The sequence below is a fragment of the Haloarcula rara genome (assembly GCF_029338235.1).
Taxonomy (GTDB): domain Archaea; phylum Halobacteriota; class Halobacteria; order Halobacteriales; family Haloarculaceae; genus Haloarcula; species Haloarcula rara.
In genome coordinates, this window is record NZ_CP119785.1 from 2,769,311 (window position 1) to 2,786,756 (window position 17,446).

The following is a 17,446-nucleotide window of genomic DNA, read 5'->3' on the forward strand; positions in this document are numbered from 1 at the left end:
CAGTATTAGTAGCCGGCAGTCCTACCGCGACCCATGCGCGTCGCGGTGGTCACAGTCGGGGACGAACTGCTCGTCGGCGAGACGGTCAACACAAACGCCGCGTGGCTGGGTGAACAGCTGCGGGACCGCGGTGTCACCGTCGAGCGGATGACCACGCTGCCCGACCGGACCGCCGACATCGCCCGCGTCGTCAACGAGTATCACGCCGACTACGACGCCGTCATCGTCACCGGCGGGCTGGGCCCGACCCACGACGACGTGACCATCGAGGGAGTCGCCGCCGCCTTCGGTCGCGAGGTCGTCGAGAGCGACGAGGCTATCGAGTGGCTGGCCGAGTACGGCGGCTACAGCCGCGCGGACCTGACCGAGGGGACCGGCGAGTTGCCGGCGGGAAGCCGGATGCTCCCAAACCACGACGGCGTCGCGCCGGGCTGTGTCGTCGAGAACTGCTATGTCCTCCCGGGAGTGCCCTCGGAGATGAAGCGGATGTTCGCCGAGGTGGCCGACGACTTTGCCGGCGAGGCCCGCCACGTGGTCACTGTGGACGCGGCCGAACCCGAGAGCGCGCTGCTCGACCGCATCGGGAAAGTCAGGCAACTGTTCCCGGTGAAAGTCGGTAGCTACCCCGGTGAGTACGTGACCGTACGGTTCGAGGGGACCAACGCCGAGGCCGTCGAGGAGGCCGCGGCGTGGCTCCGCGAGCGGGTCGACCCCGTCGAGGAGTGAGACGGTCGGTTGTATCGACGGCCCGGACTACCGGTAGAGGTAGGCCAGCCAGCCGAAGGTCAGGGCGATACCACCGAGGCTGACGAAGGCGCCGGCGGCGTTGATGACGTCGGGCTGGACGCCGGTCGCGAGGGGTTCGAGCATACTGCTCCTTCTATGGCCGCTGTCTTGAAAGACACGCTCCCGTGCGGCTTTTGCCGCCGGGCGCAGTACCCGGTGTATGCGCCGTATCGCTGTCGTCGTCAACCCCATCGCCGGGATGGGCGGCCGGGTCGGACTGAAGGGGACCGACGGGAAGGTCGCGGAGGCACGGGAACGGGGCGCCGAACAGCGGGCCCCCGACCGGGCTCGCGAAGCACTCGACTCGCTGGCCGAGGTCGGCCGGGACATCGAGGTGGTGACCTACGGCGAGCCGATGGGCGCGGCTATCGCGAGGGACGCGGGCTTCGACCCGGCCGTCGTCGGTGAGCCCGAGGACGCCGAGGCGACGGCGAGCGCGGACACGCGGGCGGCTGTCAGGGCGTTCGTAGCGCGGGAGGTGGACTGCATCCTGTTCGTCGGCGGCGACGGCACCGCAGTCGACGTGGCCGAGACGCTCGAGGAACTCGACGCCGATACCCCTATGCTCGGCGTCCCGGCGGGGGTGAAGGTTTACTCCTCGGTCTTCGGCGTCTCGCCGCGGGCCGCCGGACGCATCGTCGCGACCTTCGAGGAGACCGAGCCCGCCGAGGTCAACGACATCGACGAGGACGCCTTCCGCGGTGGTGAGGTGGTGACCGAACTCCGGGCCGTGGCGACGGTGCCGGTCGCCGAGCAGCGCCAGTCGGCCAAACAGCTGGGCGGGGGCACCGTCGAGACGCTCGCAGAGGGTGTCGCCGAGAGCGTCGAGGACGGTGTCACGTACGTCCTGGGGCCGGGCAGCACGGTCGGTGCTATCAAGGAACGGCTGGGCTTCGATGGGACGACGCTGGGCGTCGACGTCTGGCGCGACGGCGAGGTTGTCGCGCTGGACGCCGGCGAGTCGGACATCCTCGCGGCGCTCGGTGACCGGAACGTCATCGTGGTCTCACCCATCGGCGGCCAGGGCTTTGTCTTCGGCCGAGGGAACCAGCAGCTCTCCCCGGCGGTCATCGAGCGCTGTGATATCGAGGTGGTCGCCTCCCGCCGGAAGCTCGACCAGCTGGGCGCGTTGCGGGTCGACACCGGCGACCCAGACCTCGACGCCGAACTCACTGGCTGGCTCAAGGTCCGCGTGGGACGGTACGAACGTCGACTCGTCGAGGTGCTGGCATGACGGTCATAGACTGATGTTTCGCCTTTCTAAATGATTGTATATCCTGCGGCAGATTATATGCCGTATAGTGAAGATTAAGGTGTCCCGTGCGTAACCAAGGGCATATGGAAACGCGGAAAGTTCAACGACTCGGGCCGTCGACGCTGGCGATGACGCTCCCGGCCGAGTGGGCGAGCGCCCACAACGTCGAGAAGGGCGACGAAGTGTCGCTGCGGATGGGTGGGAAAGGGACCCTGACCGTGATGCCGGAATCGGTCCAGACCGAGGAGTCTGAGGCCATCATCCACGCTGAGAACTTAGACTCGGACGCCGTCGAGCGCGCTATTGTCGCACAGTACGTCCTCGGCCGGCGCATAATCCACGTCGAGGCGCCAGAGGACCAGACCCTCGAATCCGCACACATCAACGCCGTCTACAACGCGGAGACCCAGCTGATGGGGCTGGGCGTCATCGAGGAGACTCCAAACAGGATAACAATCCGGTGTTCGGTCGACCCGGAGGACTTCACGCTGGACAACCTGCTCGAACGCCTCGAATCGACCGGCTCGACTATGCGCAACGAGGCCGTCAAGGCGCTGGCCCACGGCAACCCTGACCTCGCAGAGCGGGCGCTTAACCGGGAGCGACAGGCCAACAAGATATTCGTGCTCCTGCTGCGGCTCATCTTCACCTCGTACCAGAACCCGAACCTCGCGCGGGCGGTGGGCCTGGACGACGGCTTCCCGCTCATCGGCTACCGCTCTATCGCGAAGAACCTCGAACTCACGGCCGACAACGCCGAGGACATCGCCGAGATCGCACTGGAGACTAACGACCACTCGCTGGACGTCGATAGCTCGACCATGCGGCGCATCCGAGATTTCACCGAGGAGGTCAACGAGATAACCGAACTCGCCGTGCAGGCGGCCGTCGAGCGCGACTACGACACCGCCATCCAGGTCCGCAAGAGCTACGCCGGCATCGACGACAAGGAACACGACATCCTCACCGACCTTCCGGAGATGGACAACGAGGCCCTGCTCCAGGTCCGCGAGGTGCTGGTGAGCCTCCAGCAGACCGCCGAATACGCCGTTCGGAACGCGGAAATCGCGACGAACCTCGCCCTCGACGAGGAGTCCGAACACACGACGATCCAGTAACTGGGCTCGATGAGCGGCGACAGCGACACCGGCAGGTGTCCCCGCGGAGCGTTCCCAGCGGCCCGGCAACTCGCTCAGTACCTCCTGTCCCGACCGGCGAGCGGTCTGTCCCCCGAATGAACTAAGTGCGCCACGACGGAACTCCCGGCCATGACAACTGAGTCGGCTACCGACATGGGCATCGGGCTCGGCGCGCTGTTTGGCATCGTGGCCCTCCTCGGTGCGGGCGTGACTGCCGTGACCAGCTACAACTACGCCATCCGCGACGCACAGGGACTCGACACCGCGGGGCTGTTGACAAACAGCGGACTCGCCTTCGGGGTCGCGATTGTGGCCGCCTCACTGGCGCTCGTGGCCATTCACGTCTACGCCGAATGATGTGGTAAAAGCAACCATTAAGAACGCTCGGCACGTAATTTGAGTATGGTGGATTTCAGCGAGGAGGACCGCCGCATTCTTGAGTACCTCCGTGAGAGCGTCTCGCGCGGGGAGAGCTACTTCCGCGCGAAGAACATCGCCTCTCAGCTCGGGCTCTCGTCGAAACAGGTCGGTGCCCGACTGCCGCGCCTCGCCGAAGAAGCCGACGAAGTAGATATCGAGAAGTGGGGACGGGCCCGCTCGACCACCTGGCGCGTCACCACGAGCTAGGCGGTCACCGTCGGCCAGTCGGTGGATTCATCCGGGTGCACGCCCGATTAACGGTATGACTGTCCGGGTCGAACGAACGATGAGAGTGGCGGCCAGTCCCGAACGCGTCTGGGAGTTCATCGGCGACCCCGACCAGCGTGCCCGGCCCATCAGTGTCGTGAAAGACTGGGAGATACACGACGCGGACAACGCGACGTGGCACGTTTCCCTCCCGATTCCCGTCATCGACCGGACTATCGCTATCGAGACTGAAGACGTCGAGCGACGGGAACCCGAGTACGTCCGCTTTATCGGTCGGTCGAAGGTGTTGCGGGTCCAGGGCGAACAGGAACTAGTGCCAACCGACGATGGCGGCACGCGGGTGACAAACCGATTCATCGTCGACGGCAAACTCCCCGGTGTCGAGCGCTTTTTCAAAAAGAATCTCGACGAGGAGCTACAGAATCTCGAAGCGGCGCTCAGGGAGTACCTGGAACTGGAGGCCTGAACGGTCTCTCACAGCCGTTCAGTCGTACCGAACCGTTCGGCTGCCGATATCTACGGTGCCCCGTAGGCGACCCGTCTCGTAATCGAGAGTTCGTACGCGTCTCCGGAGAGTGCTTTCCGTGCGGCTATCGTATACGTGAAGTTCTGGTACCTGTCGTCCGAGATTTCCCGCTCCTCGACTTCGGAGACCGGCGGCTCGTAGTCGAACGATGCGGTACCGCCCTCGGAGAGTTCGCTCTCCTGAACGGTGACGTATATGTCGATACTCAAGTACGTACCGCTGGGGAACGGTTCGGTGTCGAGGTAGGTCTTGCCGTCGTCCGGAAGGTCCGCGAAGTCGAGGTCAGTGTCTTCGATGCGGACTGTCACGTCGTCGGTGTCGCTGCCGCCGACGAACTCGATGCGGTCGAAGTCCACGGTGAGCGTCTCGAAGTCCTCGGTTTCACTCTCGATGGCGAAGGTGATTTCGGTGTCCCGCTCGGACGACGTCTCGACTTCGGGTAAACTGTCTTCGGTGTTGGTCGGGGTCGCAGTGTCTTCGCCGTCTGGAGTGTCTTCTTCGTCTCCGGTGTCGCCGCTGGTCGGGGTCGCAGTGTCTTCGCCGTCTGGAGTGTCTTCTTCGTCTCCGGTGTCGCCGCTGGTCGGGGTCGCAGTGTCGTCCTCGTCGCCGCCGGTGTCGGTGTCTCCGAAGCAGCCAGCCAGTGCCGTAGTCACTGCCCCACCGGCGAGACACAGGTACTGTCGTCGTTTCTGTCTGGACATATCACGTAGGCCGAGCGCACCCGTTTATTTTTATCGGGCTAGGTGCGTAACCTGTTCTATGAAGCTCGGACTCGCTCAGTTGCGTATCGAGCCGGCCGATATCTCCGGTAACCGACGACGCGCGACCGAGGCCGTCGAGCGAGCCGCCGCCGCGGGCTGTGACCTCGTCGTCCTCCCGGAGCTGTTCACCGTCGGCTACTTCGCGTTCGAGGCCTACCAGCGCACCGCCGAGGGGCTCGACGGCGAGACGCTCGCGGAACTGCAAAGGGTCGCCGCCGACCGCGACGTCGCGGTACTCGCCGGCAGTCTCGTCGAGGACCTCGAACAGAGTCGGGCGGCCGGCTTCGACGTTCCGGCCGACGACGGGCTGGCCAACACGTCGGTGTTCATCGACCGCGAGGGAAACCGGAGAGCAGTCTACCGCAAGCGCCACCTCTTCGGGTACGACTCGTCCGAATCGGAGCTGCTCGTCCCCGGCGAATCGCTGCCGACCGTTGATTTCGGGGGCTTTACCGTCGGCGTGACGACGTGTTACGACCTCCGGTTCCCGGAGCTGTACCGCCGGCTCGTCGAGGCGGGTGCGACGCTGGTGCTGGTCCCCAGTGCGTGGCCCTATCCGCGCGTCGAACACTGGGAGCTGCTCCCCCGCGCTCGCGCCGTCGAGAACCAGCTGTACGTCGCCGCTTCCAACGGCGTCGGCAGCTTCGAGGAGGCGACGTTGCTCGGCCGGTCGACCGTCTACGACCCCTGGGGGACGACGCTTGCGAGCTCTGACGACGACCCCGCGCTCGTCACCGCCGATATCAGTCCCGAGAAAGTGACAGCGACACGCGAGGAGTTCCCCGCGCTTGCCGACCGGCGCTGACCGCGCCTTTTTTATCCATGGGCGCCAATTATTTATTGCCGGCAAGGCGCTTTTCACGTCAACGCCGGTTACTTAGCCCGTCTCGCTGCTCGGCCACACGGCGTCGCTCGTCCGCCAAAGGCTGTCCGGACAGCCTTTCACCGCTCCTCGCCAGCGACGCCTCGGCCATCGCTTCGAATCCCGTCTCCAGCGCTCTCAGGAGCACGTAGCGCTCACGGTGTGCATAAATCTGCTCTGACAAACTGACGGAATTCCACACCCCCCGGAATAGCGAATATCTTTCCGAACGCACAGCCGGCAGTATTAACGGTCGACAGCCCGCGCTATCGCCCGGCGGAAGTGCTCGCCGGTGATGCGGACCTCGTCGGCCCGGTCGGTGGCTTCCGCGGGCCCCAGCTTGTCGGCCATCTCGCGGATGGCGAGCATCGACGCCTCCCGGACCACAGCCTCCAGTTCGGCCCCCGAGTGGCCGGACAGCTCCGCCGCCAGGTCCGTCACGGAGACGTCCTCGGAAAGCGGTTTGCCGCGGGTGTGGACCGAGAGAATCTCCTCGCGGGCCGCGGCGTCGGGCGCTGGCACCTCGACGTGCTGTTCGAGCCGGCCCGGCCGCAGCAGGGCGTCGTCTATCATGTCCCGCCGGTTGGTCGCCGCCAGCACCACGAGGTTTGGGTTCTCGGTGATGCCGTCGAGTTCGGCCAGCAGCTGTGAGACGACCCGTTCGGTCACTTCGTTGCCCTGCCCGCGGTGGCTCGCGATGGCGTCGATCTCGTCCAGGAAGATGATACTCGGTGCGGTCTGGCGGGCCCGCTCGAACAGTTCCCTGACCGCTTCCTCGCTCTCGCCGACGTAGCGGTCCATGATTTCGGGGCCGGCGACGTGGATGAAGTTCACGTCGCTCTCGCCGGCGATGGCCCGGGCGAGCAGCGTCTTCCCGGTCCCCGGCGGACCGTACAGCAAGATACCGCTTGGCGGGTCGGTGTTCGTCGCCGCGAACAGCTCGCTGTAAGACAGGGGCCACTCGATTGCCTCGGTCAGCGTCTGTTTGGCCTCCGTGAGCCCACCAACGTCGTCGAAGGAGACTTCGGGTGACTCGGCGACGTACTCCCGCATCGCACTGGGTTCGACGAGCGCAAGCGCCGCGTCGAAGTCAGACTGGGTCACAGCCGGCCCCTCGCTGTCTCCACCGTCGCTATCGTCATCAGCGTCTGCTGGCGGGTCCTGGCCCCTCGACCGTTCCGACCGTTCGCGCTCGTTTTCGGCCCGGAGCGAGGACATCGCGGCCTCCGTCGTCAGGGAGGCCAGGTCCGCGCCGACGAAGCCGTGGGTCTGGGCCGCGATGCGGTCTAGGTCGACGTCGTCGGTCAGGGGCATCTCGCGGGTGTGGACGTCCAGAATTTCGCGGCGACCGCTCTCGTCTGGGACGCCGATTTCGACCTCGCGGTCGAAGCGGCCGCCCCGACGAAGCGCCTCGTCGACGGCGTCGACACGGTTGGTCGCACCGATGACGACAACGCGACCGCGCTCTTCGAGCCCGTCCATCAGCGTCAGCAGCTGAGCGACGACGCGGTTCTCCATGTCGGCGTCCTCGTCCCGGGAGCCGGCGATGGAGTCTATCTCGTCGACGAACAGAATCGCGGGGGCGTTCTCCTCGGCGCGTTCGAAGGCCTCCCGCAACCGCTCCTCGCTCTCGCCCTTGTACTTCGAGACGATTTCGGGCCCGGAGATGGTGTCGAAGTAGGCGTCGACCTCGTTGGCGACGGCCTTCGCGATGAGCGTCTTGCCGGTGCCGGGCGGCCCGTGCATGAGGACGCCGCTGGGCGGGTCGATACCAAGCTCGCGGAACCGCTCGGGCTCGGCCAGCGGCATCTCTATCATCTCGCGGATGCGGTCCAGCTCCTCGTCCAGCCCGCCGATGTCCTCGTAGCTGACGCCGGTCGCCGTCTCGGCCGTCCCGGCGTTTGCCGCCATGGCAGACGTGGACTGCTCGGCGCTGGCAGCGTCCCCACTGTGGGTTGACTCGTCGATGTTCGGCAACACCGTCACGTCCGTCTGCGGCGTGACACGCACCGCGCCGTCGGGCTCGGTCGAACGGACGATGAAGGTTCCGAGCCCGTCTATGTGGGTCCGTTCGCCGGCCTGGACCATCTGGTCGACCAGCCGCGTCCGGACCATGTGGGCGTACTCGTCGGTGCCGGGCAGTGGCTCCAGGGGCTGGATGCTGATGTCCGTCGCCTCCGTCACCGACCCCGCCCGGACGCGGACGGTGTCACCGATGTTGACGCCGGCGTTGGCCCGCGTGTCCGAGTCGATGCGGACCGTGGCGCCGTCCCCGTCGCCCGGCCACACCTTCACCACGGTCATCCCCTCGCCCTCGATGATGACGGGCGAGCCGCTCAACACGCCGAGTTCGCTACGCACGGACTCGGGAAGGCGTGCGATACCCCGACCTGCATCGCGCTTGTGGGCGCCCTCGACCGTGAGTTCGACGCTCTCGCCGCCGTTCCCGCTCATACTATCGACTAGCTCTCCACCACCCTTGAGGGTTCCCGTTGACATTTCAGATATCTGTCCGGTTCGCGCTGCCAGGGGTCAGCGGTGGTGCCCTCCCTCGCACCGCTCTCGCGAACTGTCGCGGGAAAACAATTTACCGCCCGACGATAGAGTGTCTCACATGGTGGTCACTACCGAGCGCGACGAGATGACTTGGTACAAGTGTGAGACCTGTGGTCTCATGTTCGACGACCAGGCGGACGCGATACAACACGAGGAACACTGCGACGACGAGGACCCCTCGTACCTCCAGTAAGGGGCAATCAGACAGTCGTTTCGGAGGGACCAGTATTACAGTACCTTGCGCTCGGGTGGCTCCAGCCACGCTCTCGACAGAAACGCGCGCAAAAAAGCGGCTCACTCGCAGGGCTCGCTCGCCGCCCTACTCCGCTTCGACGATTTCGAAACTGCGCTCACCCATTTCGTCTTCTTCGAAGACGAACACGCGGCCGTCGGTCACGTCGTAGTCGACGGTCACCTCGACGCGCATCTGGTGGTCTGTGACCGTGACGCCGGGGAACAGTTCGTCCTCCTCGCCGTCCTCTAAGATGACTCGGCCGACGCCGCTCTCCTCGATGATGTCGTCGTGGGTCCGGAGGTCGTTGACGTACACCATGATACCGGATGTCTCCGTCTTGTCGGTGATGAGGACGTGCGTGTCCTTGCCCGGTGCCGTGGTCACGCTCTCCTCGGCTTTCGTGGGGACGCCGTGGTAGAAGGCGGTCCGGCCGTCGAGGTACTCCACGGCGATGCCGTCCTCAGTCAGCTCCACCGAGACGGTGTCAGGCGGGATGTCCGAACGGTTGGTCATACAGGCCGGTTCTCCCTCCGCGGGCAAAAACGGCGCGCTGTCGGAATGACCGCTTTCGCAGATAGTAAATACGCCGGGCCGGGAGAGACGAGCGATGGAAGGGCAAGCACGAGCGCCGGCGGCCGGGACGGTCCTGAACGCGCTGGCGACGGGACGGGGCTCGGCGTTCGCTATCGACGAGTACACCACTGCGACCGTGGAGCTGTCCACGGAGCGCGAGGACGTGACCGGCGAAGTCGCGGGGGCGCCCGACGCCGATACGCGACTCGTCGAACGCTGCGTCGAGTACGTCATCGACGCCCACGGCGGGGCCGTAGGGATGCCCGCGGTTTCGGGCGGGACGGTTCGCACCGAGAGCGAGGTACCGATGGCCTCCGGGCTGAAGAGTTCGAGCGCGGCCGCGAACGCCACGGTGCTGGCGACACTCGACGCGCTCGACGCGACCGAACGGATGACCCGCGAGGACATGGCGCGGCTGGGGGTGATGGCCGCCCGTGACGTGGGCGTCACGATCACGGGCGCGTTCGACGACGCCTCGGCGTCGATGCTGGGCGGCGTCACTGTCACCGACAACGAGAGCGACGACCTGCTGGCCCGGGCGGAAGTGGACTGGGATGTCCTCGTCTGGACCCCCCCGGAGCAGTCGTTCTCGGCGGACGCGGACGTGGACCGCTGCCGGCAGATTGCGCCTATGGCCCGTCTCGTCGAGGACCTAGCGTTGGACGGCGACTACCAGCGCGCCATGACGGTCAACGGGCTGGCGTTCTGTGCGGCGCTTGGCTTCGACACCGAGCCGATAGTCGAGGGGCTCTCGCAGGTCGAGGGCGTCTCGCTGTCCGGGACCGGCCCGTCCTTTACCGCCGTCGGCGACCGCCAGGCGCTCGAACAGGTCAGGGAGTACTGGGACGAACGACCCGGAAAAACCTTGTTGACGACCACGCAAACGGAGGGAACACAGACACAATGAGCTCGAACCCAGAAGAGATGTCACTGGACGAACTGCGCGAGGAGATACGGACTATCGACCGTGAAATCGTCGAGAAGATCGCCCAGCGGACCTACGTCGCCGACACTATCGCTCAGGTCAAAGAGGAGCAGGGGCTCCCGACGACCGACGAGTCACAGGAACAGGCCGTCATGGACCGCGCCGGCGAGAACGCCGAGCGGTTCGACGTCGACGCCAACCTCGTGAAGGCGACGTTCCGCCTGCTCATCGAGCTGAACAAGGTCGAGCAACGGGAGTCCCGCTAGACTTCCTTCAGACCGAGGCTGTATTCGAGTGCCTCATCGACTTCGTCCATACGAGACTCCGGGACGGAGCCGATATCGGTTTTGATACGATGCTCGACCGAAACCGTGCGAATCTGACTACAGAGAGCGACCGAATCCTCTCGAAGCGGGGACTCCGCTGCAGAGATATATACCTCGAACGGATACAGGTCGTCCCCTCGAGAGGTCGTTAGCGGAACGATGATGGTCGTCGGGGCGTTCTCGTTGCCGATGTCGTTTTGCACGACCAGACAGGGTCGTGTTCCCCGTTGCTCGGAACCTTCCGTCGGGTCGAGCGAAACAATGACGATGTCTCCGCGGCGAACGTCCATAGATTACCACTCAGGGATATCACCGAGGTACTCGTCGGCCTCGCGTGAGACACTGTCCATCTCCTCGGCGATGGCTTCGGATTCCGCTGCGCGTCGCCGGTACCCCTCAGCGAGTTCCTCACGGGAGAGGGGCCTTTCGATGATGATTTTCCCGTCTTCCTCGTGGACCAGTACCTCGTCACCGCCGTGGATACCCAGTTTCTCTCGTAGTTCTTTCGGCAGCGTGACTTGCCCCCGTTCACCGATTTTACGCTCCTTGCTTTGCGTCATACATATTCATATCATATTCATACCCAAGCCTCTTTCGCCTCGGAGGGGTCACTCCTGTAGTTCGATATCGAGGGGGTCTTCGATTTCGCCCATTATCGCTTCGAGCGCATCTGTCGCGGTGACCAGGCCGACGATATCCGAGTTCTCGCTCACGAGCGCGAGTTCCTGGTGTTCGTCCTGAAACCGGTCGACGACGTCGCTTATCGGCGTGTCACTGGGGACGGTCATCGGGGTCGCGGCGATATCCTCGACGGTGACCGCCCCACACCGCAGCTCGTCTATCGCATCGACGACCGACGGGACGTAGACGATGCCGCGGAAATCAGTCAGGTCGTCGCCGACCACCGGGAACCTCGTGTGCGGGCTGTTTCCGATCCGCTGGCGGTTGGTCTCGACGGACGCGGTCGTCGAGAGGAACACGATATCCTCGCGGTCGGTCATGACCTCACTGACGGCCTGTTCACCCACGGTGAAGGCGTTGAGTATCTCGGCTTTCCGTTCGTCGGCGATATCGCCCTTATCGAGCGTGGAGCCGAGCCGGTGGCGCAGGTCGGCCCGGGATTCGATGCGGTCGGTCTCTGTTTCGAGCCACGCACCGGTCATCTCGATACCGAACAGTCGGAGCGTCCACTTGGCGACGCCATCCCCGACCCAGATGACCGGGTACAGGATTTTGGCGAACCAGTACAGCGGTGTCGCACCGTACCGGGCGACGAACTTCGTGCGTTCGACGCCGAGATACGTCGGCGTCTGTTCCCCGTGTGTCAGGTGAAGCAGATTGATGATGAGAAACGCGAGAACGCCACCGGCACCGATGGACGCGAGCAACGTGTTCTGGAAAAACGGGTCGATGAGTGTCGCAAGCGCTGGTTCCGCGACAATTCCCACGGCGATGCTCGTCGCGGAGATGCCGACCTGGCAGCTCGTGAGATAGATCTCGAGATCGCTGGTCATCTCCCAGGCTCGCTGTAACCCCGGCGCATCGAATTCTGATTCCGAGTACTGCCGGACCCGGGTCAGTGCGAACTCGATGGCGACGAAGAACCCGTTTGCCAGGATGAGCAAGAGGCCGGCCGTCAGGCGAAGCGCCAGTTCGAGGCCGTTCATATGGTATCACTTCGAACTGTGGTCTCAAGACATTTGACGGCGCCACGTCACACCCACAGATCGATTAACGGGTCCCGAGCGCTCGGCCGGTCGTTCCCCGAGAGTAGTCGTCAGTCGTCGGCGCCGCCGGGACACCACGTCGAAACGGCCCCGCGGGCCGCTGCATGAACGAACGGAACGCTCACAGAACACTGGCCACTGTCAGTCATCTGGTGTCGAAGCGATTACGCTCGTCCATCACTTGCATGGCCGAAACGTTTCAGACAGCGGCCATATCGCCAGAGGGCCGGTACTTTTAAGTCACTCACTCACTTTCTATCTGATGACGCTTCGCTTGGAGGGCCGAAGCGTCAGCGGGGACCAATTCAGGGCGGCAAGCGGCCGCATTTTCGGCGGCCGCTTTCCACTTACTTCGCTGAGAAATGTCAGACAGCCACGCGACCACGGGGTCGACGTATCTACAGTAACGTACAAGCGACGCGTTCTCGGTTACTCGATGGCGAGACTCCCGCCCTCGCTCACGTTCTCCGGCCACTCCGGCTCTACTTCGATGCCCGGCTCGCCGTTCCCGTCGGTCGGGCCCTCGCGTTCAGCTCTGACCTCGAACGCCACCACGCCCGGCGGGCGCGTGCTGACGGATTGGGCGCCCGCACGCAGCGTCACGCCGGTGCCGGATTCCAGCGAATCCGCGAGCGTCCCAAGTACTCCGGGACGGATGCACGACCCATCAGCTTCTCACTTTCGAACAGCGTCTTTTCTGGCAAAGGAGGTCGCGCCAGGAGATACCAGCACCGCCGCTCAGAAGCCGTCGCATGACGGGAAAATGAACTGTCTTCACAACTCCCCGACATGCCTCTGCCTGGATTTAGAAGTACGCTACGACCGGTCCCGGCCACGCACTTGTGCTTGAAACTCGCCAGTCCGACATATTTAAATGGTTCTGTCCCTGATATATGAGTAGACGCAGACGATGTACGATTTGACCGGCTTTCAACGGGATCTCCTCTACGTTATCTCGGGCCACGAAGAGCCCCACGGCCTCGCTATCAAGGAGGAGCTGGAGGCCTACTACGAGAAAGAGATCCACCACGGCCGGCTCTACCCCAATCTCGACACCCTCGTCGACAAGGGCCTCGTCGAGAAGGGCCAGCGCGACCGACGGACCAACTTCTACACGCTGACCCGCCGCGGCCGACGTGAACTCGACGCTCGCCGTGACTGGGAGAACCAGTACGTCGATACCGAGGCCGACGCCTAGGAAGGGTCTTCGGCACCCGGCGTCGGCGCGGGGTCCTCGTCACGCTGGGGCTCTGGCACGTCGTCTATCTCCGGGTCTCCGACATCTTCGCCCACGAGATTCGTCGGGTCGACGCCGCTGGGGCTGGCTTCCCCCTCGACGATGACTGGCAGGACGAATCTGGCGAAGTGCGCGACCAGTACCAGTATCATCGGCGCGAGGAAGAGCCCGTACCACCCAAAGAGGAACGGGCCCAGAACGTACGCGATCATCAGCGTCCCCGTGTGCAGCCCGGGGTTCGAGACGACCTCAGGCGTCGATTCAGCCGTACCGAACGGCCCGAGCGGGAGCGCCCCGCCGCCGGAGACGTAGGGCCGGACGACGAGGTCCGGTATCGTGTCCACGACGACGAACGCGACGCCGACGAAGAGCGCGACGAACCACCACCCCTCGCCGTCGAGTCCCGCAGTGACGGCCAGATAGATGGCCATCGGGACGTAGACTATCTTCATCCCGATGACGGGGATGAGACTCGCCGCCCCCGCGAGCACCCCCGTCAGGGCGGGGTAGGGCACCGAGAGACCAGCCGGTGCGACGACGTCCACGACGCTGAACGCGATCGCCCCGATGGCGCCCGTGACGATGGCGTTCAAGATATTCCCGTAGAACACCTTGTGGAAGCTCCGGTCGACCTCGTGGAAGTAGTGGTCTAACACGCCACGGTGGTCGAGAAAGCCCTTGACCCACTCGGCAAAGCGGGGGCCGTCCCGGAGCAGGTAGAACGCCAGCGCGAACATCACGAACGCGTGGACGAGCCCCGTCCCGACGACGCCGAGATAGCCGACGAACTCTCCCAGCGTGTCGACGACGGTTCCCGGACCGGCCGAAGCCGTGAGCAGCGTCTGGGGGTTCTGAACCACCTCGGAGACGTTGATGTACGGCTCGACGGCGTCGGCGTAGGGCCCGACGTCCGTCGTCTCGGCGAAGCGGCTGAACTCCTGGACCGCTATGGCCAACGTGTAGTACAGCAAGACCAGCACCGGCAACGCGAGCAGGAACAGCGAGAGCAGCGCCGACACCGTCCGCTGTTTCACACGGCGCTGGACCCGGCGGTAGAGCGGCCGTGTCGCGTAGTAAATGAAGATACCGAAGACGAACGTACCGATAAACGAGTACGTAACGAACAGTATCGCGGCGGCCAGTACGACCCCAAAGCCAATCCAGAACGCCCGTGGCCAGTCGATATCTACGTCGTACTCGGCCATGATACGGGATTTCGCTGTAGAAATAAAAAGCTACCTCGTCGGCCTACACGCTTAGTCGCTCCAGGCCATAGGTCTCCCGTGCAGACTTCGATACAGCTGGCCGCCCCGGGCATAGACGAGGGAGTCCTGCGAATCCTCCTTGCGTGTGCGCTGGGGATGTTCCTCGGGCTCGAGCGGGAGTGGTCCCAGAAGGCCGCGGGCATCCGGACGTTCGCGCTGGTCAGCCTGCTGGCGGCCGTCTTCACCGTCACCGAACACGATACCCTGCTCGTTCTGGGCGGGGTGCTGGTCATCGTCCAGGGCATCCTGCTCGCCGTTCAGGGGCTGCGAGCCGAGGAACCGACGCTCTCGCTGACGACGTCCGTCTCCCTGCTCGTGGCCTACGGCGTCGGCGCCGTCGTCGCGGCGGGATACATCCTGGAGGGCGTGACCGTCGCCGTCCTCTCGTCGCTGTTGCTCGTCCTGAAGCGGGAACTGCACAGCTTCGCCTGGGGGCTCAGCAAGCAGGAACTCCGTTCGGGAACCGAGTTCGCTATCCTCGCCTTTGTCATCTATCCGCTGTTGCCCGCCGACCCCGTGCGCATCCCCGGCGACATCCTCAACGTGACCATCGAGCTGCGCGTCGTCTGGCTCATGGTAGTCTTCGTCGCGGGCATCGGCTTCGTCAACTACGCCATCGTCCAGACATACGGCGGTCGCGGTATCGCCGTCACCGGCTTCTTCGGCGGGCTGGCCTCCTCTACGGCCGTCGTCGGGACGATGATAGACCACGTCCGCCAGCAGCCCGCCGCCGCCTCCTACGCCGTCGCCGCCATCCTGCTGGCCGACGCCGCGATGGCGCTGCGGAACCTGCTCATCACCGTCGTCTTCACCCTCGAGAGTGGGCTCTTGCTCGCGCCGCTGCTTCCGCTGGCTGCCGTCATCGTCGGGAGCGTCGCCGTCGCGGCCTACACTGCCGACTGGTCCGAGGAGGTCGAGATGGACCTGACCAGCCCCTTCTCGCTGCGGGGCGTGCTGGCCTTCGGCGGCGTCTTCTTGCTGGTGGTCGTCGTCGGCAGCGTCGCCAGCGCCCGCTTTGGCACCGCTGGCCTCTATGTCACCTCGGCGCTCTCCGGGCTGGTCTCCAGTGCCGGTGCGACCACCTCTGCCGTCCTGCTGTACCGCGGCGGCGCCATCGACGAGACGACGGCGATGCTCGCTATCCTGCTCGCCACCGCGGCCAGCATCGTCGTCAAGGCCGCGATGACCGCCCCGGGGCCCGACCGGAGCTTCGCCGGACGCGTCGCTATCTGGAGTACCGTCGTGCTCGGCGGCGCGTCTGCGCTGGCCGTCGCGATGCTCGCCTAGAACTGGTATCGCCGGTCGTCGTTGTCCTGTGCCTGCGGGAACTGGTTGCCCCCGGCCATCTCGTCGAAGGTCATCCCCGAGAGGAACTCGTCGTAGGTGCAGTCAAAGCCCGACCGGAGGTGAAAGTCCAGGGTGCCGCGCTCGACGGTCGACTGGAACAGCATATGGACGGCCCGTCGGAGTAGTTCGTCGGTGTCGGCGGGGTCCAGCGCGACCGAGAGCATCGCCAGCTCGTTGCGCGTCTCCCGGTCCAGCGACACCGACAGGTCATCGTCGAAGTCAGCGTACCGGTCCTGCATCTCGTCTTGCAGTTCGTCGAGGGTCATGCTTCACCGAAGGGCCAGCCCGTAAAAACGACTTGCGACTCGACCACCACACACAAATCATCGAGGTCCAAAGAGCCGCCAATGAGCGAGCAGACGGGAGACGAGAACTTCCTCCCGAACGACGTACCAGCGGTCCAGAACGCCCTCGTCGAGTGGTACGAGGCCGACCACCGTGACTACCCGTGGCGGCAGACTGACGACCCCTACGAGATTCTCGTCTCGGAGGTGATGAGCCAGCAGACCCAGCTCGACCGCGTCGTCGCGGCGTGGGAGAACTTCCTGGAGCAGTGGCCCACGGTCGAGGAGCTCGCGGCGGCCGACCGCGGCGACGTGGTGGGCTTCTGGACCGACCATTCGCTGGGGTACAACAACCGCGCGAAGTACCTCCACGAGGCCGCCCGGCAGGTAACTGAAGAGCGAGACGGCGAGTGGCCTCGGGACCCGAACGGCCTCTCGGAGCTGATGGGCGTCGGCCCCTACACCGCCAACGCGGTCGCTTCCTTCGCGTTCAACAACGGGAACGCCGTCGTGGACACGAACGTCAAGCGCGTCCTCTACCGCGCTTTCGACGTACCCGACGACGACAGCGCCTTCGAGGAGACTGCCCAGCGACTCATGCCCGAGGGCCGCTCTGAGGTGTGGAACAACGCTATCATGGAACTGGGCGGGGTGGCCTGCGAGAAGGCGCCCGACTGCGACGGGGCACAGTGCCCGTGGCGCGAGTGGTGCTCGGCCTACCAGTCGGGCGATTTCACCGCGCCAGACGTGCCCACCCAGCCGGAGTTCGAGGGGTCGCGCAGACAGATGCGGGGGCGCGTCATCAGCGTGCTCAACGAGTACGACGAACTCGCGCTCGACGAACTCGGGCCGCGGGTGCGGGTCGATTACGCCCCGGACGGCGAGTACGGCCGAGAGTGGCTGCGCGGTCTGCTCTCGGACCTGGAATCGGACGGGCTGGTAACGCTCACGGACGGTGCCGAGGCGACCGTGGCGACACTCAGCCGGACGTAGC

General features: G+C 64.9%; 22 protein-coding genes. 13 read left to right on the forward strand and 9 right to left on the reverse strand.

The genetic code is table 11. The annotated features are described in order from the left end of the window. Positions 1 to 33: 33 nt before the first annotated feature. From P1K32_RS14760 to P1K32_RS14785, 6 genes are all read left to right on the forward strand, one after another. Positions 34 to 726, forward strand: a complete 693-nt coding sequence (locus tag P1K32_RS14760; RefSeq protein ID WP_276250458.1) for a competence/damage-inducible protein A — start codon at positions 34 to 36, stop codon at positions 724 to 726. A gap of 220 nt (positions 727 to 946) precedes the next feature. Further along, entirely contained in the window at positions 947 to 2,020 is a 1,074-nt protein-coding gene (locus tag P1K32_RS14765) for an ATP-NAD kinase family protein (protein ID WP_276250459.1), read from the forward strand. 104 nt (positions 2,021 to 2,124) lie between these two features. Continuing rightward, on the forward strand, positions 2,125 to 3,159 hold the full coding sequence (locus P1K32_RS14770; RefSeq protein ID WP_276250460.1) for a phosphate uptake regulator PhoU: 1,035 nt from the start codon (positions 2,125 to 2,127) through the stop codon (positions 3,157 to 3,159). A gap of 150 nt (positions 3,160 to 3,309) precedes the next feature. After that, positions 3,310 to 3,537 carry a DUF7525 family protein gene (locus tag P1K32_RS14775; RefSeq protein ID WP_276250461.1) on the forward strand — a complete coding sequence of 76 codons (228 nt, stop codon included), beginning with the start codon at positions 3,310 to 3,312 and terminating at the stop codon, positions 3,535 to 3,537. Between the two features lie 45 nt (positions 3,538 to 3,582). Further along, on the forward strand, positions 3,583 to 3,807 hold the full coding sequence (locus P1K32_RS14780; protein WP_166970245.1) for a DUF7123 family protein: 225 nt from the start codon (positions 3,583 to 3,585) through the stop codon (positions 3,805 to 3,807). A gap of 55 nt (positions 3,808 to 3,862) precedes the next feature. Next, on the forward strand, positions 3,863 to 4,294 hold the full coding sequence (locus P1K32_RS14785; RefSeq protein ID WP_276250462.1) for an SRPBCC family protein: 432 nt from the start codon (positions 3,863 to 3,865) through the stop codon (positions 4,292 to 4,294). A 50-nt stretch (positions 4,295 to 4,344) separates the two neighbouring features. Here the strand turns inward: P1K32_RS14785 and P1K32_RS14790 are convergent, their stop codons facing one another. Continuing rightward, entirely contained in the window at positions 4,345 to 5,055 is a 711-nt protein-coding gene (locus P1K32_RS14790; protein WP_276250463.1) for a DUF4382 domain-containing protein, read from the reverse strand. Between the two features lie 58 nt (positions 5,056 to 5,113). On the opposite strand from P1K32_RS14790, the gene P1K32_RS14795 reads away from it, so the two are divergent. Then, on the forward strand, positions 5,114 to 5,920 hold the full coding sequence (locus P1K32_RS14795) for a carbon-nitrogen family hydrolase (RefSeq protein WP_276250464.1): 807 nt from the start codon (positions 5,114 to 5,116) through the stop codon (positions 5,918 to 5,920). A gap of 303 nt (positions 5,921 to 6,223) precedes the next feature. Here the strand turns inward: P1K32_RS14795 and P1K32_RS14800 are convergent, their stop codons facing one another. Next, positions 6,224 to 8,431 carry an AAA family ATPase gene (locus P1K32_RS14800; RefSeq protein ID WP_276250465.1) on the reverse strand — a complete coding sequence of 736 codons (2,208 nt, stop codon included), beginning with the start codon at positions 8,429 to 8,431 and terminating at the stop codon, positions 6,224 to 6,226. 160 nt (positions 8,432 to 8,591) lie between these two features. Between P1K32_RS14800 and P1K32_RS14805 the strand changes: the two genes are divergently transcribed. Then, a complete protein-coding gene (locus tag P1K32_RS14805) occupies positions 8,592 to 8,726 on the forward strand; it encodes a DUF7128 family protein (RefSeq protein WP_276250466.1) in 135 nt (44 codons plus the stop codon). A gap of 126 nt (positions 8,727 to 8,852) precedes the next feature. On the opposite strand, the gene P1K32_RS14810 is transcribed toward P1K32_RS14805, so the two are convergent. Next, on the reverse strand, positions 8,853 to 9,281 hold the full coding sequence (locus P1K32_RS14810; RefSeq protein WP_276250467.1) for a DUF5796 family protein: 429 nt from the start codon (positions 9,279 to 9,281) through the stop codon (positions 8,853 to 8,855). A 94-nt stretch (positions 9,282 to 9,375) separates the two neighbouring features. Between P1K32_RS14810 and P1K32_RS14815 the strand changes: the two genes are divergently transcribed. Then, a complete protein-coding gene (locus tag P1K32_RS14815) occupies positions 9,376 to 10,248 on the forward strand; it encodes a shikimate kinase (RefSeq protein WP_276250468.1) in 873 nt (290 codons plus the stop codon). Further along, a complete protein-coding gene (locus P1K32_RS14820) occupies positions 10,245 to 10,532 on the forward strand; it encodes a chorismate mutase (protein WP_276250469.1) in 288 nt (95 codons plus the stop codon). Before P1K32_RS14815 ends, P1K32_RS14820 begins: the two co-directional genes overlap by 4 nt. On the opposite strand, the gene P1K32_RS14825 is transcribed toward P1K32_RS14820, so the two are convergent. The 4 genes from P1K32_RS14825 to P1K32_RS17700 all read right to left on the reverse strand — a co-directional run bounded on the left by P1K32_RS14825 (position 10,529) and on the right by P1K32_RS17700 (position 12,922). Continuing rightward, positions 10,529 to 10,882 (reverse strand): type II toxin-antitoxin system PemK/MazF family toxin, encoded by a 354-nt coding sequence (locus tag P1K32_RS14825; protein ID WP_276250470.1) that lies wholly within the window; start codon positions 10,880 to 10,882, stop codon positions 10,529 to 10,531. The two genes, P1K32_RS14820 and P1K32_RS14825, sit on opposite strands and share 4 nt — an antisense overlap. A 3-nt stretch (positions 10,883 to 10,885) precedes the next feature. Further along, positions 10,886 to 11,152, reverse strand: a complete 267-nt coding sequence (locus P1K32_RS14830; RefSeq protein WP_276250471.1) for an AbrB/MazE/SpoVT family DNA-binding domain-containing protein — start codon at positions 11,150 to 11,152, stop codon at positions 10,886 to 10,888. Positions 11,153 to 11,200: 48 nt separating this feature from the next. Continuing rightward, positions 11,201 to 12,259, reverse strand: coding sequence for a hemolysin family protein (locus P1K32_RS14835; RefSeq protein ID WP_276250472.1), 1,059 nt, complete (start codon positions 12,257 to 12,259; stop codon positions 11,201 to 11,203). Positions 12,260 to 12,748: 489 nt separating this feature from the next. Beyond that, positions 12,749 to 12,922 carry an amphi-Trp domain-containing protein gene (locus tag P1K32_RS17700; RefSeq protein ID WP_349682121.1) on the reverse strand — a complete coding sequence of 58 codons (174 nt, stop codon included), beginning with the start codon at positions 12,920 to 12,922 and terminating at the stop codon, positions 12,749 to 12,751. 307 nt (positions 12,923 to 13,229) lie between these two features. On the opposite strand from P1K32_RS17700, the gene P1K32_RS14845 reads away from it, so the two are divergent. Next, entirely contained in the window at positions 13,230 to 13,517 is a 288-nt protein-coding gene (locus P1K32_RS14845) for a PadR family transcriptional regulator (protein ID WP_220587664.1), read from the forward strand. Here P1K32_RS14845 and P1K32_RS14850 read toward each other — a convergent pair. Continuing rightward, the gene (locus P1K32_RS14850; RefSeq protein WP_276250473.1) at positions 13,514 to 14,761 is read right to left on the reverse strand and encodes an AI-2E family transporter; all 1,248 of its coding nucleotides are present in this window, start codon (positions 14,759 to 14,761) and stop codon (positions 13,514 to 13,516) included. The genes P1K32_RS14845 and P1K32_RS14850 overlap by 4 nt on opposite strands. 78 nt (positions 14,762 to 14,839) lie before the next feature. On the opposite strand from P1K32_RS14850, the gene P1K32_RS14855 reads away from it, so the two are divergent. Further along, the gene (locus P1K32_RS14855) at positions 14,840 to 16,108 is read left to right on the forward strand and encodes an MgtC/SapB family protein (protein WP_276250474.1); all 1,269 of its coding nucleotides are present in this window, start codon (positions 14,840 to 14,842) and stop codon (positions 16,106 to 16,108) included. On the opposite strand, the gene P1K32_RS14860 is transcribed toward P1K32_RS14855, so the two are convergent. Continuing rightward, the gene (locus P1K32_RS14860; protein ID WP_276250475.1) at positions 16,105 to 16,434 is read right to left on the reverse strand and encodes a ribbon-helix-helix protein; all 330 of its coding nucleotides are present in this window, start codon (positions 16,432 to 16,434) and stop codon (positions 16,105 to 16,107) included. The two genes, P1K32_RS14855 and P1K32_RS14860, sit on opposite strands and share 4 nt — an antisense overlap. A gap of 81 nt (positions 16,435 to 16,515) precedes the next feature. Between P1K32_RS14860 and P1K32_RS14865 the strand changes: the two genes are divergently transcribed. Continuing rightward, entirely contained in the window at positions 16,516 to 17,445 is a 930-nt protein-coding gene (locus tag P1K32_RS14865; protein WP_276250476.1) for an HhH-GPD family protein, read from the forward strand. Position 17,446 lies beyond the last annotated feature (1 nt).

Bases quoted from the DNA above. Each gene is read 5' to 3' on its own strand.
- P1K32_RS14780 (WP_166970245.1), top strand. From the start codon at position 3,583: ATGGTGGATTTCAGCGAGGAGGACCGCCGCATTCTTGAGTACCTCCGT.
- P1K32_RS14805 (WP_276250466.1), top strand. From the start codon at position 8,592: ATGGTGGTCACTACCGAGCGCGACGAGATGACTTGGTACAAGTGTGAG.
- P1K32_RS14760 (WP_276250458.1), top strand. From the start codon at position 34: ATGCGCGTCGCGGTGGTCACAGTCGGGGACGAACTGCTCGTCGGCGAG.
- P1K32_RS14830 (WP_276250471.1), bottom strand. From the start codon at position 11,152: ATGACGCAAAGCAAGGAGCGTAAAATCGGTGAACGGGGGCAAGTCACG.
- P1K32_RS14765 (WP_276250459.1), top strand. From the start codon at position 947: ATGCGCCGTATCGCTGTCGTCGTCAACCCCATCGCCGGGATGGGCGGC.
- P1K32_RS14835 (WP_276250472.1), bottom strand. From the start codon at position 12,259: ATGAACGGCCTCGAACTGGCGCTTCGCCTGACGGCCGGCCTCTTGCTC.
- P1K32_RS14785 (WP_276250462.1), top strand. From the start codon at position 3,863: ATGACTGTCCGGGTCGAACGAACGATGAGAGTGGCGGCCAGTCCCGAA.
- P1K32_RS14775 (WP_276250461.1), top strand. From the start codon at position 3,310: ATGACAACTGAGTCGGCTACCGACATGGGCATCGGGCTCGGCGCGCTG.
- P1K32_RS14850 (WP_276250473.1), bottom strand. From the start codon at position 14,761: ATGGCCGAGTACGACGTAGATATCGACTGGCCACGGGCGTTCTGGATT.
- P1K32_RS14790 (WP_276250463.1), bottom strand. From the start codon at position 5,055: ATGTCCAGACAGAAACGACGACAGTACCTGTGTCTCGCCGGTGGGGCA.
- P1K32_RS14810 (WP_276250467.1), bottom strand. From the start codon at position 9,281: ATGACCAACCGTTCGGACATCCCGCCTGACACCGTCTCGGTGGAGCTG.
- P1K32_RS14820 (WP_276250469.1), top strand. From the start codon at position 10,245: ATGAGCTCGAACCCAGAAGAGATGTCACTGGACGAACTGCGCGAGGAG.
- P1K32_RS14845 (WP_220587664.1), top strand. From the start codon at position 13,230: ATGTACGATTTGACCGGCTTTCAACGGGATCTCCTCTACGTTATCTCG.
- P1K32_RS14795 (WP_276250464.1), top strand. From the start codon at position 5,114: ATGAAGCTCGGACTCGCTCAGTTGCGTATCGAGCCGGCCGATATCTCC.
- P1K32_RS14770 (WP_276250460.1), top strand. From the start codon at position 2,125: ATGGAAACGCGGAAAGTTCAACGACTCGGGCCGTCGACGCTGGCGATG.
- P1K32_RS14815 (WP_276250468.1), top strand. From the start codon at position 9,376: ATGGAAGGGCAAGCACGAGCGCCGGCGGCCGGGACGGTCCTGAACGCG.
- P1K32_RS14800 (WP_276250465.1), bottom strand. From the start codon at position 8,431: ATGAGCGGGAACGGCGGCGAGAGCGTCGAACTCACGGTCGAGGGCGCC.
- P1K32_RS14865 (WP_276250476.1), top strand. From the start codon at position 16,516: ATGAGCGAGCAGACGGGAGACGAGAACTTCCTCCCGAACGACGTACCA.
- P1K32_RS14860 (WP_276250475.1), bottom strand. From the start codon at position 16,434: ATGACCCTCGACGAACTGCAAGACGAGATGCAGGACCGGTACGCTGAC.
- P1K32_RS14825 (WP_276250470.1), bottom strand. From the start codon at position 10,882: ATGGACGTTCGCCGCGGAGACATCGTCATTGTTTCGCTCGACCCGACG.